Origin of the sequence: Nocardioides panacis, from assembly GCF_019039255.1 — a bacterium.
Classification (GTDB): Bacteria; Actinomycetota; Actinomycetes; order Propionibacteriales; family Nocardioidaceae; genus Nocardioides_B; species Nocardioides_B panacis.
The window spans coordinates 3,812,919-3,828,738 of the sequence record NZ_CP077062.1 but is presented as its reverse complement, the minus strand read 5'-3'; the positions used below and the strand labels follow the sequence as shown (position 1 = coordinate 3,828,738).

At 75.1% G+C, this 15,820-nt stretch carries 20 protein-coding genes; 10 read left to right on the top strand and 10 right to left on the bottom strand.

Annotated elements, in window-relative coordinates:
- Positions 1-83 precede the first annotated feature (83 nt).
- The 7 genes from KRR39_RS18690 to KRR39_RS18660 all read right to left on the bottom strand — a co-directional run bounded on the left by KRR39_RS18690 (position 84) and on the right by KRR39_RS18660 (position 6,785).
- Positions 84-1,706, bottom strand: a complete 1,623-nt coding sequence (locus KRR39_RS18690) for a monocarboxylic acid transporter (RefSeq protein WP_216938963.1) — start codon at positions 1,704-1,706, stop codon at positions 84-86.
- Positions 1,703-2,080 carry a DUF485 domain-containing protein gene (locus tag KRR39_RS18685; protein WP_216938962.1) on the bottom strand — a complete coding sequence of 126 codons (378 nt, stop codon included), beginning with the start codon at positions 2,078-2,080 and terminating at the stop codon, positions 1,703-1,705. The genes KRR39_RS18690 and KRR39_RS18685 overlap by 4 nt, the downstream gene beginning before the upstream one ends.
- Before the next feature lie 133 nt (positions 2,081-2,213).
- Positions 2,214-3,713 carry a sodium/solute symporter gene (locus tag KRR39_RS18680; protein WP_216938961.1) on the bottom strand — a complete coding sequence of 500 codons (1,500 nt, stop codon included), beginning with the start codon at positions 3,711-3,713 and terminating at the stop codon, positions 2,214-2,216.
- Positions 3,710-4,081, bottom strand: a complete 372-nt coding sequence (locus KRR39_RS18675) for a hypothetical protein (RefSeq protein ID WP_216938960.1) — start codon at positions 4,079-4,081, stop codon at positions 3,710-3,712. The genes KRR39_RS18680 and KRR39_RS18675 overlap by 4 nt, the downstream gene beginning before the upstream one ends.
- Positions 4,078-4,809 (bottom strand): LytR/AlgR family response regulator transcription factor, encoded by a 732-nt coding sequence (locus KRR39_RS18670; RefSeq protein WP_216938959.1) that lies wholly within the window; start codon positions 4,807-4,809, stop codon positions 4,078-4,080. Before KRR39_RS18670 ends, KRR39_RS18675 begins: the two co-directional genes overlap by 4 nt.
- On the bottom strand, positions 4,806-5,927 hold the full coding sequence (locus tag KRR39_RS18665; RefSeq protein ID WP_216938958.1) for a sensor histidine kinase: 1,122 nt from the start codon (positions 5,925-5,927) through the stop codon (positions 4,806-4,808). The genes KRR39_RS18670 and KRR39_RS18665 overlap by 4 nt, the downstream gene beginning before the upstream one ends.
- Positions 5,928-5,933: 6 nt before the next feature.
- Positions 5,934-6,785, bottom strand: a complete 852-nt coding sequence (locus KRR39_RS18660) for a class I SAM-dependent methyltransferase (RefSeq protein ID WP_216938957.1) — start codon at positions 6,783-6,785, stop codon at positions 5,934-5,936.
- A 59-nt stretch (positions 6,786-6,844) separates the two neighbouring features.
- Here KRR39_RS18660 and abmR point away from each other — a divergent pair, with 59 nt between their 5' ends.
- Genes abmR through KRR39_RS18645 form a run of 3 tightly spaced genes read left to right on the top strand, consistent with a single transcriptional unit; the run spans position 6,845 to position 8,501 of the window.
- Positions 6,845-7,366: an ATP-binding transcription factor AbmR gene (gene abmR, locus KRR39_RS18655; RefSeq protein ID WP_216938956.1), complete on the top strand. Its 522-nt coding sequence runs from the start codon at positions 6,845-6,847 to the stop codon at positions 7,364-7,366.
- A 49-nt stretch (positions 7,367-7,415) separates the two neighbouring features.
- Positions 7,416-7,766 carry a cupin domain-containing protein gene (locus KRR39_RS18650; RefSeq protein ID WP_216938955.1) on the top strand — a complete coding sequence of 117 codons (351 nt, stop codon included), beginning with the start codon at positions 7,416-7,418 and terminating at the stop codon, positions 7,764-7,766.
- A 39-nt stretch (positions 7,767-7,805) separates the two neighbouring features.
- The gene (locus KRR39_RS18645) at positions 7,806-8,501 is read left to right on the top strand and encodes a Fic family protein (RefSeq protein ID WP_254185254.1); all 696 of its coding nucleotides are present in this window, start codon (positions 7,806-7,808) and stop codon (positions 8,499-8,501) included.
- A gap of 262 nt (positions 8,502-8,763) precedes the next feature.
- On the opposite strand, the gene KRR39_RS18640 is transcribed toward KRR39_RS18645, so the two are convergent.
- Positions 8,764-9,573, bottom strand: a complete 810-nt coding sequence (locus tag KRR39_RS18640) for an HAD family hydrolase (protein WP_216938954.1) — start codon at positions 9,571-9,573, stop codon at positions 8,764-8,766.
- 351 nt (positions 9,574-9,924) lie between these two features.
- Here KRR39_RS18640 and ssd point away from each other — a divergent pair, with 351 nt between their 5' ends.
- The 7 genes from ssd to KRR39_RS18605 all read left to right on the top strand — a co-directional run bounded on the left by ssd (position 9,925) and on the right by KRR39_RS18605 (position 14,854).
- On the top strand, positions 9,925-10,995 hold the full coding sequence (gene ssd, locus KRR39_RS18635) for a septum site-determining protein Ssd (protein WP_216938953.1): 1,071 nt from the start codon (positions 9,925-9,927) through the stop codon (positions 10,993-10,995).
- Positions 10,992-12,167, top strand: coding sequence for a TadA family conjugal transfer-associated ATPase (locus KRR39_RS18630; RefSeq protein WP_216938952.1), 1,176 nt, complete (start codon positions 10,992-10,994; stop codon positions 12,165-12,167). The genes ssd and KRR39_RS18630 overlap by 4 nt, the downstream gene beginning before the upstream one ends.
- A complete protein-coding gene (locus tag KRR39_RS18625) occupies positions 12,164-12,949 on the top strand; it encodes a type II secretion system F family protein (RefSeq protein WP_216938951.1) in 786 nt (261 codons plus the stop codon). Before KRR39_RS18630 ends, KRR39_RS18625 begins: the two co-directional genes overlap by 4 nt.
- Positions 12,946-13,689 carry a type II secretion system F family protein gene (locus KRR39_RS18620; protein ID WP_216938950.1) on the top strand — a complete coding sequence of 248 codons (744 nt, stop codon included), beginning with the start codon at positions 12,946-12,948 and terminating at the stop codon, positions 13,687-13,689. Before KRR39_RS18625 ends, KRR39_RS18620 begins: the two co-directional genes overlap by 4 nt.
- A gap of 144 nt (positions 13,690-13,833) precedes the next feature.
- Entirely contained in the window at positions 13,834-14,019 is a 186-nt protein-coding gene (locus KRR39_RS18615; RefSeq protein WP_216938949.1) for a DUF4244 domain-containing protein, read from the top strand.
- A 2-nt stretch (positions 14,020-14,021) separates the two neighbouring features.
- Entirely contained in the window at positions 14,022-14,489 is a 468-nt protein-coding gene (locus KRR39_RS18610; RefSeq protein ID WP_254185253.1) for a TadE family protein, read from the top strand.
- Entirely contained in the window at positions 14,486-14,854 is a 369-nt protein-coding gene (locus tag KRR39_RS18605) for an Rv3654c family TadE-like protein (RefSeq protein ID WP_216938948.1), read from the top strand. Before KRR39_RS18610 ends, KRR39_RS18605 begins: the two co-directional genes overlap by 4 nt.
- Positions 14,855-14,919: 65 nt before the next feature.
- Here KRR39_RS18605 and KRR39_RS18600 read toward each other — a convergent pair whose 3' ends face one another.
- Together KRR39_RS18600 and KRR39_RS26325 are read right to left on the bottom strand one after the other, a co-directional pair.
- Positions 14,920-15,312: a hypothetical protein gene (locus tag KRR39_RS18600; protein ID WP_216938947.1), complete on the bottom strand. Its 393-nt coding sequence runs from the start codon at positions 15,310-15,312 to the stop codon at positions 14,920-14,922.
- Positions 15,313-15,379: 67 nt separating this feature from the next.
- The gene (locus tag KRR39_RS26325) at positions 15,380-15,649 is read right to left on the bottom strand and encodes a Zn-binding domain-containing protein (protein ID WP_367303755.1); all 270 of its coding nucleotides are present in this window, start codon (positions 15,647-15,649) and stop codon (positions 15,380-15,382) included.
- Positions 15,650-15,820: the final 171 nt, after the last annotated feature.

The window sequence follows — 15,820 nt, the reverse complement described above, 5'->3', positions numbered from 1 at the left end:
CTCGACACGGTCTCCGGTCACCCTAGTCATGCGCCGGGGGAGGGGGCACCCTCCGAGCAGGTAGCCCCTCCCCCGCAGGACCGTCAGTGGCTGACGGCCCCTTCGGCGCCGGCGCCGGTCAGGGACCGGACCTCCAGCTCGTCGTACGCCGCCTCGGCCTCGGGCTCCTTGGAGGTGACCGCGCCGAGGTAGCCGAACAGGAAGCCGAGCGGGATCGACACGATGCCGGGGTTCTCCAGCGGGAACCAGGAGAAGTCGATGCTCGCCGGCAGCAGGCTCAGGTTGACGCCGTCGACGACCTTGCCGGACACCACCGGCGAGAACAGCACCAGCCCGAGGCTGGAGACCAGGCCGCCGTAGATGCTCCAGGTGGCGCCGCGGGTGTTGAACCGGCGCCAGAACAGGTTGTAGATGATCGACGGCAGGTTCGCCGACGCCGCCACCGCGAAGGCCAGCGCGACCAGGAACGCGATGTTCAGCTTCTGCGCCGGGATCGCCAGCGCGATCGCGATGCCGCCGATCACGAACGCCGAGATCTTCGCGACCCTGATCTCGGACTGCTCGCTCGCGGTGCCCCGCTTCCAGACGTTGGCGTACAGGTCGTGCGCCACCGAGGAGGCCGAGGTGAGGGTCAGCCCGGCGACCACCGCGAGGATGGTGGCGAAGGCCACCGCGGAGATCAGTGCCAGGAGCACGGCGCCCCCGGTGGACCCGGACCCGCCGCCGACGGCCTCGGCGAGCAGCGGGGAGGCGAGGTTGCCGCCGCTGGCCGCGACCTTGCTGTCCGCGCCGGTGTCGATCAGCGCCGCGGCACCGAAGCCGAGGACCAGGGTCATCAGGTAGAACGCGCCGATCAGCCCGATCGCCCACTGCACCGAGCGCCGCGCGTCGGCGGCGGTCGGGACGGTGTAGAAGCGGATCAGGATGTGCGGCAGGCCGGCCGTGCCGAGCACCAGCGCGATGCCGAGGCTGACGAAGTCGATCTTGCTGGTGGTGCTGACGCCGTACTTCAGGCCCGGCTGGAGGAACGCCTCGCCCTTGCCGGTGTTCTCCGCCGCGGCGCCGAGCAGGTCGGAGATGTTGAAGCCGAACTTCGCCAGCACCAGGACGGTGATCAGCACGGTGCCTGTCATCAGCAGCACCGCCTTGACGATCTGCACCCAGGTGGTGCCCTTCATGCCCCCGACGGTGACGTAGAAGATCATCAGCAGGCCGACCCCGACGATGGTGATGTTCTTCAGCGACTGGCTGTCGACCCCGAGCAGCAGGGCGACCAGGGAGCCCGCGCCGACCATCTGCGCGAGCAGGTAGAAGATCGAGACCACGACGGTCGAGGTGGCCGCGGCGGTGCGCACCGGGCGCTGCTTCATGCGGTAGGCGAGCTGGTCGGCCATCGTGTAGCGGCCGGAGTTGCGCAGGAGCTCGGCGACCAGCAGCAGCGCGACCAGCCAGGCGACCAGGAAGCCGATGGAGTAGAGGAAGCCGTCGTACCCGGCCAGCGCGATGGCGCCCGAGATGCCCAGGAACGACGCGGCGGACATGTAGTCACCCGAGATCGCCAGGCCGTTCTGGAAGCCGCTGAACGACCGGCCGCCGGAGTAGTAGTCGGTGGCGCCGGACGTCTGCCGGCTGGCCCAGAAGGTGATGCCGACGGTCAGCGCGACGACCGCCAGGAACAGGATCGAGGTCAGGGTCTGCGTGCTCATCGGGGCACCTCGTCGTAGTAGCGCTCGCGCAGGTTGCCGGCGAGCGGGTCGAGCCGGCGGCTGGCGAAGCGGGAGTAGATCACCGCGATCGTGAACGTGGAGACGAACTGCAGCAGCCCGAAGACCAGGGCGACGTTGACGTGCCCGACGATCTTGGTGTCCATGAAGCCGTCGGCCCAGTTCGACATCAGCACGTACAGCAGGTACCAGGTCAGGAACGCCACCGTGTAGGGGACCACGAAGGCGCGGTACCGCTTGCGGAGCTCGTGGAAGTCCTCGGAGGCGGCCAGCTCCTCGTAGACCGCGTGGCCGGAGGTCCCGTGGGCCTTCCAGGCCGGCGGCTCGGCCGCCGATGTCGTCTCTTCGTCGCTCATCCGGATCACCTCAGGGTCGTCGGCCCGGTCGGTGACCGGGCTGTGATGCCCGTCACGCTAGGGACGGCGGCGACCCGCGGGGAGGGGGCGCGGCCACCGGTGCGGCAGGCGGCCCGGAACGGACGACGAACGGTCAGAGCGGCTGCGGCCCGCGGTCCAGGGCCACCGCCTCGGGGGTGTGCAGCCGGACCATCGTGCGCGAGACGTGCGCCGGCAGCCGGGACGGGGTGAGCAGCGAGCCGACGACCATCGTCGCGAAGGCCACCGGCACGGTCCAGGCGGCCGGCTGCGACAGCAGGGCCCCGGACCAGCCGGGCCGGGCCACGTCGAGGAGGGTCAGCACGACGGCCGCCCCGGAGAGCAGGCCGCCGACGACCATCCCGGCGATCGCGCCGACGTCGGTGAGCCGTCGCCACCAGATGCCGAGCACCAGCAGCGGGCAGAACGTCGAGGCCGCCACCGCGAACGCCAGCCCCACCGCCCGGGCTACGCCGACGCCCTCCGCCGAGACGGCCAGCCCCAGGGGTACGACGACCGCGACGACCGCCGCGGCCTGGAAGGCGCGCACGCCACGGAACCGCCGGCCCATCACGTCCTGGCTGATCACGCCGGCCACCGCGATCGTCAGCCCCGAGGAGGTCGACAGGAACGCCGCGAAGGCGCCGGCCGCGGTCAGCGCGGACAGCAGCTCGCCACCGAGCCCGCCGACCATCCGCGCGGGCAGCTCGAGGACGACGGTGTCGGTGGCGCCCGCGGCGACCAGGTCCGGCGCGTAGAGCCTGCCGAGGGCGCCGTACACGGGGGGCAGGACGTAGAACAGCCCGAGCAGCGCCAGCACCACCAGCGTCGTACGACGGGCGGTCCGGCCGTCCGGGTTGGTGTAGAACCGCACCACGACGTGCGGCAGGCCCATCGTGCCGAGGAACGTCGCGACGATGATCGAGTAGGTCGTGTAGAGCGGGTGCGCCTCGGTGGAGTCCAGCGGCGACGCCCACGCGCCGTCGGCCAGGGCGGGCGACCCGTCGCCGCGCCAGACGGCGAGCAGGAACATCGCCGGGACGAGCAGCGCGGTGAGCTTGAGCCAGTACTGGAAGGCCTGCACGAAGGTGATGCTGCGCATGCCCCCGAACAGCACGTTGACCAGCACCACCGCCCCGACCACCGTGCCGCCCACCCACGGCGGGGTGCCGGCGACCGTGCCCAGCGAGAGCCCGGCGCCCTGGAACTGCGGCATCAGGTAGAGCCAGCCGACCCCGACGACCAGCAGCGAGGAGGTGCCGCGCACCGACCGGGACTCGAGGCGGGCCTCGGCGAAGTCGGGCAGCGTGTAGGCACCGGACCGGCGCAGCGGCGCGGCGACCAGCACCAGCAGGACGAGGTAGCCGGCGGTCCAGCCGACCGGGTACCACAGCATGTCGGTGCCGAACGCGAGCACCAGCCCGGCGACGCCGAGGAACGAGGCGGCGGAGAGGTACTCCCCGCCGATGGCCGACGCGTTCAGCGCCGGGCGCACGGACCGGGAGGCCACGAAGAAGTCGCTGGTGGTCCGCGAGAACCGCCAGCCGTAGGCGCCGATCGACAGCGTCGCGACCACCACCAGCAGCACCGCCACCACGCCGAACGCCGGGCTCACGGCCGCTCCACCACCTCGGCGAAGTCCCGCTCGTTGCGCTCCGCCGCCCGCACGTAGAGCCAGCCCAGGCCGAGCAGCACGGGGTAGACCGCGAACGCCAGCAGCACCCACGGCAGCGGCATCCCCAGCACCTGTACGTCGACCAGGCCGGGGAACACCGTGAACACCAGGGGCAGGCCGGCCACCAGCACCACGACTGCACCGAGCACCAGCAGCGCGAGCCGCAGCTGGGAGCGCAGCAGCGAGGTCATGTAGACCTCGCCCAGGTCGGTCTGCGCGTCGATCTCGGAGGCGCCGGTGACGCGCCGCCGCCGGGTCGCGCCGGTGCGCGGGCTGGTGACCCGCACCCGGCGGGGCGGCTCGGTCATCCGCGCGGGGTCCCGCCGGGCCGGGCCTGCCGGACGAGCACGTCGCGCAGCTCGCGGGTGTGCCGGCGGCTGACGGTGAGCTCGGTGCCGTCGACCAGCACGCTGCACCGGCCGCCCTCGACGCGGACCTCGTCGACGTACGCCAGGGAGACGAGCAGCGAGCGGTGGATGCGCACGAAGCCCGCGTCGTGCCAGTCCTCCTCCAGGGTGCTCAGCGGGGTGCGGAGCAGGTGGCTGCCCTCGGCCGTGTGCAGCCGCGCGTAGTCGCCCTGCGCCTCGGCGTAGCGCACGTCGCTGCGGGCGACGAAGCGGGTGACGCCGCCGAGCTCGACCGGGATGCTCTCCTCGCCGTCGGCCACCCCGGCGCCGGCGGCGTCCACCCGGCGGACCGCCTCGGCCAGCCGGTCGTCGCGGACCGGCTTGAGCAGGTAGTCCACGGCGTCGAGGTCGAAGGCGGCCACGGCGTGCTCGTCGTGCGCGGTCACGAACACCACCGCGGGCGGCGTGCGCCGGCGCGACAGCGCCCGGGCCAGGTCGAGGCCGGTCAGCCCGGGCATCGCGATGTCGGTGAAGACCGCGTCCACCTGCTGGTCCTGCAGCACCGCGAGCGCCTCCGCAGCCGAGCCGGCCGTCAGCACCCCGGTCACCCGCGGGTCGCGGCCGAGCAGGAACGCGAGCTCGTCGAGGGCCGGCTGCTCGTCGTCGATGACCAGGATCCGCAGGCTCATGCGTGGACCCCGGGGGCGTACTTCGGGACGCGCACGGTCACCTTGGTGCCGGCGCCGGGAGCGGTCTCCACGACCAGGCCGTAGTCGTCGCCGAACGTGGACCGGAGCCGCTCGTCGACGTTGCCCAGCCCGACCGAGTCCGTGGTCGTGTCGCCGGCGAGCGCGCGGCGGACCCGCTCGGGGTCCTCGCCCAGGCCGTCGTCCTCCACCGAGATCACCGCCTCGAAGTCGTGGTCCACGGCGGTGATCGAGATGCGGCCCTGGCCGTCCTTGCCGGCCAGCCCGTGCCGCACCGCGTTCTCCACCAGCGGCTGCAGGGACAGGAAGGGTACGACGACCGGCAGCACCTCCGGGGCGATGCGCAGCGTCACGTCGAGCCGGTCGCCGAACCGGGCCTGCTCCAGCACGAGGTACTGCTCGATCGACCCGAGCTCCTCGGCCAGCGTGGTGAACTCGCCGTGCCGACGGAAGGAGTAGCGGGTGAAGTCCGCGAACTCCAGCAGCAGCTCCCGGGCCCGCTCGGGGTCGGTGCGCACGAAGGACGCGATGGCGGTCAGCGAGTTGTAGACGAAGTGCGGGCTGATCTGGGCCCGCAGCGCCCGCACCTCGGCCTCCATCAGCCGGGTGCGCGACGCGTCGAGCTCGGCGAGCTCGAGCTGCCCGGACACCCAGCGGGCCACCTCGTCGGCGGCCCGCACCAGGCCCGCGGACGCCGAGCCGGCGAACACCTGGAGGGTGCCGACCACCCGCTCCTCGACGGTCAGCGGCGTGACGATCACCTGGCGCAGCCCGCAGGACGGGTCCTGGCAGGGGAGGGCGGCGCGCTGCCGGACGGTGGTGGCGCCGCTTTCGACGACCTGCCGGGCCAGCGGTCCGGTCTGGTCGCCGTGGTGGGAGAACCGGCCGTCCCAGGCGAGCAGGTCCGTGGTGTCGGTGAGCGCGATCGCCGGTGCGCCGAGCAGGCTCCGCAGGTGCCGCACCGCCTTCTCCGCCGACGCCGTGGTCAGCCCGCCGCGCAGGGCGGGGGTGGTCAGCGAGGCGGTGTGCAGGGTGCGGAACGTGGTCCGGTCCGCGCCGGTGCCGAGGTGTCGTCGACCGAGCCACGCCCACGCCGCCACGGCGGCCTACTGGAAGTCGATGAGCAGCGCGTCGGCGTCGCCGCCGTCGTCGCTGGCGCGGGAGGGGGTCGGCCGGTCCGGGCGGTCGTCGTCGGCCAGCGACGGCGGCCGGACGACGGCCTTGTAGCAGCGCGTGACGTAGGGCAGCAGCATCCCGTCGGCGCCGCGGCCGTAGCTCTCGTACATCTCGTCGACCTGCGCCATCACCCGCTCCCGGTTGGTCTCGGTCATCATCGCGATGTTGGAGCGCGACAGCACCAGGTCGCGCAGCCGCGCCCGGTCGAGCGGCTGCCAGAACCGGAAGGTGGCGCTCTCCACGAAGCCGAACAGGTTCGAGGACAGCAGCGCGTGCGTCGGGTCGTTCTGCTGCTCCTGCGTGCCGATCAGGGTGCCCAGGCGGCGTACCCAGGGGATCCGCTCGTCGCGCAGGTTCCAGACCAGTGACAGGTGGCCGCCCGGCCGGAGCACTCGGGCGATCTCGGGGAGCGCGCGCTCGACGTCCCACCAGTGGAAGGACTGGGCGCCGACCACGGTGTCGACCGAGCGGGCCCGCAGCGGGATCCGCTCGGCGGCGGCGACCGCGGCCGGGGTGCCGGGCAGCCGGCGGACCAGGTGCCGCAGCATCGCGTCGATCGGGTCGGTGGCGACCACCCGGTGGCCCTGGCGGACCAGCTCCTCGGTCAGCTTGCCGGTGCCCGCACCGAGCTCCAGGACGTGGGCGTGGTCCAGACCGGTGAGCCAGGTGACCGCCTCGGCCGGGTACGACGGCCGGGCGCGGTCGTAGGCGTCCGCGACCCCGCCGAACGACAGGGCGGGCGCGGTCCGCTCGCGGCGGTGCAGGGGATCGGCAGAGTCCATCGCGGTGAGGTTACCAACGCGGGCTTGCCTCTCGTGCACGCCGGAGTAATGTCGATTACATGATTACAAACGAAGCGGAGCAGCGGGTCCGCGGCTGGTTCACCGGCCGGGTCCCCGAGCAGTGGCAGCACGAGCCGGTCGAGGTGTCCGTCGACCGGGAGGAGGTCATCGTCCGGCTGACCCTGGCCGACGTCGACCTCGCGGAAGGCACCGCGGCCGCGGAGGCCGACGAGGCCCGCGCGGGCCGGGCGAGGGCGTTCCGGGAGGACACCCGGGCGCAGCGGATCTCGATCGCGGCGGAGGCCGAGCGGCGGTTCGAGCGCAAGGTGTCCTGGCAGGTCCGGGTCGGCGAGCGCGAGGAGCTGTTCACCCACGTCGCGGCCCCGGTGATGACCCGGTTGCGCCAGCCCCAGCGGCAGGTGCTCGACACGCTCGTCGACGCCGGCGTGGCCCGGTCCCGGTCCGAGGCGCTCGCCTGGTGCGTGCGCCTGGTCGGCCAGCACCAGGACGACTGGCTCGCGGAGCTGCGCGAGGCGATGACCACGGTGGCCGACGTCCGGGCCAAGGGTCCGGACGCCTGACCTGCACGGACTATTGCCGTCCTCCGGTGCCCGGCCGACCATGAGCGGCATGACCCTGGACCCGGCCCGGACCGACGCGGACGCCTACACCGTCGTCTTCGAGAACGAGCGGGTCCGGGTGCTGCGCTACCACGACGCCCCGGGCCACCGGACCACCCCGCACGCCCACCCGGACAGCGTGATGGTCACGCTGTCCGCGTTCGAGCGGCGGCTGGTGGCGGGTGGCACGACGCGGGACGTGGCGATGCCCTCCGGGCTGGTCGGCTGGCTGCCGGCCCAGGAGCACGCCGGGGAGAACATCGGCAGCACCGACACCGAGGTGCTGTTCGTGGAGCTCAAGGAGCCCGCCCCCGGTGGCGCACGACCCGGGCCTGCTCCGGTGGGACCGACCGTCCGCTAGGTTGCGGTCGTGCCCGACGACCGTGATCCCTTGTCCCGCTTGGCGAATCTCGAGGGCGTGGCGTCCGCGATGGCCGCCACCCGGGACGGCATCGACGCGCTGCTGCGCGACCGCGGCCTGCGTCGTACGACGCCCGACCTGACCGGGGAGTCGCTGCTGCGCGGCGCGCACGCCAGCGCCGTGCTCGAGGGGTCGGCCTCCACGCTCGACGAGGTGCGCGCGGACGGCGGGGACCCGGTGGCCCGGGCGGCGGTGCGCCTGAGCTCGGAGCTGCTCGGCCTGCTGCCCACCCTGAACGGCTCCCCGCTGCAGGCGCTCGCCCGGATGCACACGCTGGCCGCGAAGGGCGAGGTGCCCGACCAGGAGCTCGGCCGGCCCCGGGGCGCCGACGGGGCGGCCCGGCTGCGCGACCTCGCCGGCCTGCTGACCGCGCCGACCACGGCCCCGGCGCTGGTCGTCGCCGCCGTGGTGCACGCGGAGATCGCGGTCACCGCACCGTTCGTCTCCCGCAACGGGCTGGTCGCCCGGGCCGCGGAGCGCCTCGTCCTGGTCGCCCGCGGCGTGGACGCCAAGTCGCTGGTCGTGCCCGAGGCCGGGCACCTCGCGGTGCGCGCGGAGTACGAGTCGAACCTGCGCGGTTACCGCGACGGCGGCCCGGCCGGCGTGCACGGCTGGCTGCTGTACGCCGCCGAGGCCTACGCCCAGGGCGCCGAGGCGAGCCCGCTGGCGGGCTGAACCGGGGCCCGGACCGGGCACGAGCCTGGGCGTCAATGCAGGCGGCACCTCGCGTCCCGGAGGACAGGAGGTGCCGCCGCTGACACATGAGACCGATGGCTACCAGGCGTGCATCACTAAAGGTTGCTCCGGTGTGATCCGAAGGACAACGCCCATTAGGAAGGGAGTTCGCCGCGTGGGTACCTGGCTCATGTGCGGGTCTTGAGTTGTGTTCCCTTTGTACGCCTCTGGGCTGGGGGCCACAAGGCTTCCGGGGCCTGGTCTAGGAACGGCCGGGCGTGTCGCGGCCGAGCCGCCGACGGGCCAGGACGCAGACCGCGCCGCCCACCGCTGCGGCCGTCCCGAGGGCCAGCGCGGCCAGCGTGGGCTTGCTCTGCGGCAGCCGCATCCGGCTGCGCAGCGCGACCGGTCGGGTGAACACCAGCACCGGCCAGCCGCGCGCCGTGGCCTGCCGGCGCAGCTCCCGGTCGGGGTTGACGGCGTAGGGGTTGCCGACCGCCTCGAGCATGTGCAGGTCGGTGATCGAGTCGCTGTAGGCGTAGCTGCGGGACAGGTCGTAGTGGTGCTCCTCGGCCAGCCGGTGCATGGCCGCCGCCTTGTGCTCGCCGTAGGCGTAGTAGTCGATCTCGCCGGTGTAGCGCCCGTCGACGACCCGCATCCGGGTCGCGACCACGCCGTCGGCGCCGAGCATCTCCCCGATCGGCTCGACGACCTCGCTGCCGGACGCCGACACGATGATCACGTCGCGGCCGGCGAGGTGGTGCTCCTCGATGAGCGAGACGGCCTCGTCGTAGACGAGCGGGTCCACCACGTTGTGCAGGGTGTCGGCCACGATGTCGCGGACGGTCTGCACGTCCCAGCCCGCGCAGAGCCCCGAGAGGAACTGCCGCATCTTCTCCATCTGGTCGTGGTCCGCGCCGCCGACCAGGTAGACGAACTGGGCGTAGGCGCTGCGCAGCACGGCGCGCCGGGAGATCAGCCCGCCGGCCTGGAACGGCTTGCTGAACGCGAGGGTGCTGGACTTGGCGATGATCGTCTTGTCCAGGTCGAAGAAGGCTGCGGGTCGACCCACCGGTACGAGCCTCCAGAGTCCGATTCCTGCCGGGTTGGCTCCCGAGCATAGTGGCCGCGACAGGGAGTAAAGGGCGCGCTACCATCGCTGTGGTGGGGTCAGTGCTCGGCTTTCCCTCGCCGGACCACCAGGCTGACCTCCGAGACGTCCGGCGGCTATTCCCCCCCAGCCGTCGGCGCGGTCCCGGCTCTTCCCCCCAGGAGCCAGGACCCGCGGCCCCTGGTCACCCCCCGGCCAGGGGCCGCCCCCTGTCCCGGCCGGCTTCCGTCCACAGCCGGGCCGCCCGCCCGCTCGTCCCCAGCCGGTACGACGGTCCTGGTCGCCGGTCCGCGCGCGGACCAGGGTCGGGCCATGACGTCACCGGCGCTGCTGATCACCCGCGACGAGCTCCTGCTCGACGACCTGCTGCGGCTCGCGGCCGCCGCGGGCACCACCCTCGACGTCGCGCACGACGCGGCTGCGGCACTGCGCTCCTGGGGCGCGGCCTCGGTCGTGCTGGTCGGGGCCGACCTCGCCGAGGCGGTGGCGTCGCACCGCCCCGCCCGCCGCGAGCACGTGCACGTCGTGGGTCCCGGGCCGGTCCGCGACGGGCTGTTCCGCTCCGCGCTGGCCGTCGGCGCCGCCGACGTCGTCGAGCTGCCGGCCGCGGACGCCTGGCTGGTGGAGCTGCTCACCGACGCCGCCGACGGGGTCGCCCACCGGGCCCGGACGGTCGGTGTGGTCGGCGGGTCCGGCGGCGTGGGCGCGACCACGTTCGCCTGCGCGCTGGCGCTGACCGCGGCCGCCGCCGAGCCGGCCGTGCTGCTCGACCTCGACCCGCTCGGCCCCGGCGTCGACCGGGTGGTCGGGCTCGACGCCGCCCCCCACCCGGCCACCGGGGTCCGCTGGGACGCGCTGGTCGGCTCGCACGGCCGGCTCGGGTCCCGCTCGCTGCGGGCCGCGCTGCCGGTCAAGGACGGGCTGGCCGTGCTCACCTGGGCGCCGGGCCCGCCGGTCGCCCTCGAGGCCGCCTCGGTCCGCGAGGTGCTCTCGGCCGCCCGGCGCGGGCACGACGTGGTGGTCGTCGACCTGCCGCGGACCGTCGACGACGTCAGCGCCGAGGTGGTCTCGCGCTGCGACCAGGTGCTCCTGGTGGCCGGCACCACGGTCGCCGGGGTCGCCTCGGCCGGCAAGGTCGCCGCCGTGCTGCGCGGGCTGGCCGGTGACGTCGGCCTGGTCGTGCGCGGGGCGGCCGCGTCCGTCCCGGCCGAGCACGTCGCCGGCGTCCTCGAGCTGCCGCTGGTCGCCCGGGTGCCGACCCAGCGCCGGCTGGCCGAGCACGTCGACCTCGGCCTCGGGCCGGTGCACTCCCGTCGCTCGCCGCTGTCCCGCGCCGCCCGGGTGGCCCTCGACGTGCAGCGGGCCGGCCGGTGGGTGGCGTGAGGGGCGCCGAGCCGCTGCCCGCCGAGGTCCTCGACGGGGTCCGCGAGCAGCTCGCCCGCAGCGGCGCGGCGCTGTCGCCCGAGGTGGTGGCCCGCGCCCTGCGGGACCAGGGCCGCCCCGTCGGGGACTCCACCGTGCTCGCGGTCCACGACCTGCTCCGCCAGGACGTGCTGGGCGCCGGCCCCCTCGAGCCCCTGGTCCGGCTGCCCGGGGTGACCGACGTGCTGGTCAACGGCGCCGCCGCGGTCTACGTCGACCGGGGCGAGGGCCTCGAGCTGACGCCGACCCGGTTCGCCGACGAGGCCGCCGTACGCCGGCTCGCGCAGCGGCTGGCGGGGTCCGTCGGGCGGCGCCTGGACGACGCCACCCCGTACGTCGACCTCCGGCTGCCCGACGGCACCCGGTTCCACGCGGTGCTCGCCCCCCTGGCCCGGCCGGGCACGGTCATCTCCCTGCGGGTGCCCCGGGCCCGGGTGTTCTCGGTCGAGGAGCTGCTGGCGCGGGGCACCGTCAACGCCGACGCGGCCTCGCTGCTGCGGCGGGTCGTCGAGGCCCGGCTGGCGTTCCTGGTCAGCGGCGGCACCGGCTCGGGCAAGACCACCCTGCTGTCCGCGCTGCTGTCCCTGGTCGACCCGCGGCACCGGATGGTGGTCGTCGAGGACGCCAGCGAGCTGCGCCCGGACCACCCGCACGTGGTCGGCCTGGAGTCCCGGCCGGCCAACGTCGAGGGCGCGGGGGAGGTGCCGATGCGGGTGCTGGTCCGGCAGGCCCTGCGGATGCGGCCCGACCGGCTGGTGGTCGGCGAGGTCCGTGGCGACGAGGTCACCGACCTGCTCGCGGCGATGAACACCGGCCACGAGGGCGGCTGCGGGACCGTGCACGCCAACTCGGCCGCCGACGTCCCGGCCCGGATCGAGGCGCTCGCGATGGTGGCGGGCATGCCCCGGGCGGCGGCGCACAGCCAGCTGGCCGCCGCCGTCGACGCCGTGGTCCACCTGGCCCGCGGTCCCGACGGCCGTCGGCGGGTCGCCGAGGTGGCCGCCCTGCGCCGCACCGCGGAAGGTGCCGTGGTCGCCGAGCCGGCGGTCACCTTCGACGCCGACGGGCGCACCCACGAGCACCCCGCTGCCGGGGCGCTGGTGGACCGGCTGGACGGCTGGCCGGGCCGGTGAGGGTGGTCGCGGTGCTGGCCGCCGCGGCGGCGGTCGCCCTGGTGTGGCCGGTCCGCGGTCGTGCCCCCCGGCCGCCGGGCGGGTCGTCACGCGGGCCGGCGGTCGCGCCGGTGCTGGTCGTGGCGGCGGCCGGAGCGGGTGCGGGCCTGCTGGTGCTCGCCGACGGCACCCGGCTGGCGCTCGGCCTCGTGTCGCTCGGCGCGCTCGGCGGTGCCGGCCTCCTGGTGCGCCGGGGACGGGCGGCGAGGGCGGCCACCGTGCGGCAGGCCGTGGTGGTCGACGTCTGCGAGGCGCTGGCCGGGGAGCTGCGCGCCGGTCAGCCGCCGGCCGCCGGCCTGGAGCACTGCCGTGAGCTCTGGCCGGACCTGGAACCCGTCGTCGCGGCCGCCCGGCTCGGCGCCGACGTCCCGGCCGCGCTGCGCAGGCTCGCCGCGGTCCGGGGCGCCGAGGGGCTGGCCGAGGTCGCCTCGGCCTGGCAGGTCTCCGAACGCTCCGGGGCCGGGCTGGCCGCCGCACTGGGGCAGGTGGCGCTGACCGCGCGCGAGCGGCAGGGCACCCGGCGGCTGGTGCAGGGCGAGCTGGCCTCCGCCCAGGCCACCGCCCGGCTCGTCGCGGTGCTGCCGGTCGCGTCGCTGGCGATGTCGACCGGGGTCGGCGGCGACCCCTGGCACTTCCTGCTCGGCACCCCCGTCGGCGTTGGCTGCCTGGGCCTCGGGGCGCTGTTCGCGCTCGCCGGGCTGCTCTGGATCGACCGCATCGCCGCCACGGTGCTGCGGGCATGAGCGCCGGGTCGCACGCCGCCCTGACGCTGGTGGCGGCCGTCGGGGCGGCTGTCGCGGTGGCCGCGGCCCTCCCGTCGCGGCGACCGGCGCCGGGGACCCTGACAGCGCCGGCCACGCCCGGTCGGGGGCCGCGCGAGCGCCCGCCGCCCCTGCGCACCCTGGCCACCGCCGCGGTCGCACTCGGCGCCGGCGTCCTGGTCGGCGGGCCGTTGGCCGCGGTGGTCGGGCTGGCCGCGGGTGCCGTGTGCTGGCGGGTGGTCGGCCGCCTGGAGGCCCCCGCCGCGCGTCGGCACCGCCTCGCGCTGGCGGCGGCCGTCCCGCACGTCGTGGACCTGATGGCCGCCTGCCTGGCCGCCGGACTGTCCCCCGCCGCCGCCCTGGAGGAGATCCGCGCCGCGGTGGGGCCACCGGTGCGGGAGGAGCTCGCCGCGGTGTCCCACCGGCTGCAGCTCGGCGTGGATCCGGTGACGGTCTGGTCCGACCTGGCCCGGCACCCCCAGCTCGGAGGGCTTGGGCGCGCCCTGGCCCGCGCGGCGCGGAGCGGCGCGTCGGTGGCCGACGCGATGCAGCGGCTCGCCGACGACCTGCGCCGGGCCGCGCGCGCCGACGTCGAGAGCCGGGCCCGGGCGGTCGGGGTGCAGGCCGCGATCCCGCTCGGTCTCTGCCTGCTCCCGGCCTTCGTCCTGGTGGGCGTGGCGCCGCTGGTAGCCGGCTCGCTAGGCGTCCTCGCGGGCCGTTGAGCCGACCAGTTCCTCTCCACACCGGCGGGCACCGGGGGTTCGTCCCCAGCGCGGCCGGAGCCTCTCGTGGGCGGTGCCGGATCGGACGAGAGTCCGGGACGTCAACCCACGCCCACCCCGGTGGGCCCGTCCCAGGAGGTCACCATGACCAAGAAGTCCCCCGTCGCCCGGCTCCGCTCCGAGCGCGGTGTTACCACCGCCGAGTACGCCGTCGTCACCGCCGCCGGCTGCGGCTTCGCCTCGGTGCTGATCAAGCTGCTGACCAGCGACTTCGGGCAGTCGCTGCTCAAGTCGCTGTTCGAGCTGGTCATGAAGGTCATCGGGATCTGACCGTGGCCGTGCGAGATCACCGGTCGGCCGGGGTGGGCCGCGGGCTGCGGGGCACCGCCACCGGCCACCCACGGGCGGCCGGCCCACGCGCCGTCTGCTCACGGGCGGCCGGCTCACGGGCGGCCGGCGAGCGCGGGTCGGTGACCGCCGAGACGGCGATGGTGCTGCCGGCGCTCGCCGCGGTGGCGCTCGGGCTGGTCTGGCTGCTGTCGCTGGCGGCCACCCAGGTGCGCGTGGTGGACGCCGCCCGGGAGACCGCGCGGGCCGTGGCCCGTGACGACGCCGCCGGCTCGGCCACCGCGCTGGGCCGGCGGGTCGCTCCCGACGGCTCCCGGATCACCGTGCGGGAGGACGGCGACACCGTCGTGGTCCGGGTGCGCACCGAGGTGCACGGACCCGGCGGACTGTTCGGCTTCCTGCCCGGCGTCGACGTTCGCGCCGAGGCGGTCGCGGCCCGGGAGCCGCAGTGAGCCGCCCCCGTCGCGACCAGCGGGGCAGTGCCACGGTGCCGGCCCTCGGCCTGGTCGGAGTGCTGGCGTTCACGACCGTGCTGGTGGCGGCGCTGGGCGGGGTCGTCGCCGACCAGCGGCGGGTCGCCTCAGCGGCGGACCTATCCGCCCTGGCGGGTGCCGGAGCGCTGCAGGCCGGCGCGGACCCGTGCGCGGCCGCCGGCTCGACGGCGGGCCGCAACGGCGCGCGGCTGGGCTCGTGCGCGGTCGACGGCGAGGTGGTCACCGTCCGGGTGCTGCGGGAGGCCGGTCCGGTGCTCGGCCGGACGCTCGAGGTGAGCAGCCGGGCCCGGGCCGGGCCGGTGTCAGCGGGGCCCGCCCAGTGACCCGGGCAGTGACCCGGGCAGTGATCCGGGCAGTGACCCGCGCACCGGCCGGCCCGAGGGCGGGGTCAGCGGCTCGGCGGGGGCGGGGTCTCGTAGGGACCGCCCTGCGTGCTGCCGGTGGTGCCGGTCGGCCTCGCGGTCGTGTCGGCGGGGGCCGTCGTGCCGGTGGTGCTGCCCGGGTCGGCCGGGGTGTCGTCGCGCTGCTCCTCGCGCTTCTCGTACCTGCGGAGCTTCTTCTTGGTCTTGCGGTTCGCGTTCGCCCGGCGGACGCCGGACCGGACCAGCTCCAGTCCCATGATGAAGACCAGGAGTGCCGCCGCGCCGGCCAGGAACACCACCAGCGTGGACACGTCGATCGCGCCACCGAACAGCTGGGCGTGGTCGTCGGTGCCGCTGGAGAGCACGGCAACCAGGGTGCCTGCCGAGAGCAGGATCAAGATGAGGCCGAGCACGAGCATGGGGGAGTTCCTTCCGGGTCGGTCCAGGGAGTTCTTCCCGCGGGGGAGACCGGCAAACCCGGAGGGGTCAGGCGGCGCCGAGCAGGACGTCGAGCAGGGCGACCGCGCCGCGCTTGTCGAGCGGGTTGTTCTGGTTCCCGCACTTCGGCGACTGTACGCACGACGGGCAGCCCTCCTCGCACCGGCAGCCCGCGATCGCCTCCCGCGTCGCGGAGAGCCAGGCCCGGGCGGCGTGGAACCCGCGCTCGGCGAAACCTGCGCCGCCCGGGTGCCCGTCGTACACGAAGACGGTGAGCGTGCCGGTGTCCGGGTGCAGGGCGGTGGAGACCCCGCCGATGTCCCAGCGGTCGCAGGTCGCGAACAGCGGCAGCAGCCCGATCGAGGCGTGCTCGGCGGCGTGCGCGGCGCCCGGCAGGTCGACGGCCGCGACGTCCCCGTCGGCCAGCAGCTCCGGGGGCAGTGTCCACCAGACCGCGGTGGTGTCCAGGGTGCGCTCGGGGAGGTCGAG

What these genes read in the sequence shown, in the direction of transcription:
- KRR39_RS18620 (WP_216938950.1), top strand. Translation starts at nt 12,946, where the DNA reads ATGAGCGCCGGGTCGCACGCCGCCCTGACGCTGGTGGCGGCCGTCGGG.
- KRR39_RS18615 (WP_216938949.1), top strand. Translation starts at nt 13,834, where the DNA reads ATGACCAAGAAGTCCCCCGTCGCCCGGCTCCGCTCCGAGCGCGGTGTT.
- KRR39_RS18660 (WP_216938957.1), bottom strand. Translation starts at nt 6,785, where the DNA reads ATGGACTCTGCCGATCCCCTGCACCGCCGCGAGCGGACCGCGCCCGCC.
- KRR39_RS18600 (WP_216938947.1), bottom strand. Translation starts at nt 15,312, where the DNA reads ATGCTCGTGCTCGGCCTCATCTTGATCCTGCTCTCGGCAGGCACCCTG.
- KRR39_RS18670 (WP_216938959.1), bottom strand. Translation starts at nt 4,809, where the DNA reads ATGAGCCTGCGGATCCTGGTCATCGACGACGAGCAGCCGGCCCTCGAC.
- KRR39_RS18675 (WP_216938960.1), bottom strand. Translation starts at nt 4,081, where the DNA reads ATGACCGAGCCGCCCCGCCGGGTGCGGGTCACCAGCCCGCGCACCGGC.
- abmR (WP_216938956.1), top strand. Translation starts at nt 6,845, where the DNA reads ATGATTACAAACGAAGCGGAGCAGCGGGTCCGCGGCTGGTTCACCGGC.
- KRR39_RS18650 (WP_216938955.1), top strand. Translation starts at nt 7,416, where the DNA reads ATGACCCTGGACCCGGCCCGGACCGACGCGGACGCCTACACCGTCGTC.
- KRR39_RS18685 (WP_216938962.1), bottom strand. Translation starts at nt 2,080, where the DNA reads ATGAGCGACGAAGAGACGACATCGGCGGCCGAGCCGCCGGCCTGGAAG.
- KRR39_RS18690 (WP_216938963.1), bottom strand. Translation starts at nt 1,706, where the DNA reads ATGAGCACGCAGACCCTGACCTCGATCCTGTTCCTGGCGGTCGTCGCG.
- ssd (WP_216938953.1), top strand. Translation starts at nt 9,925, where the DNA reads ATGACGTCACCGGCGCTGCTGATCACCCGCGACGAGCTCCTGCTCGAC.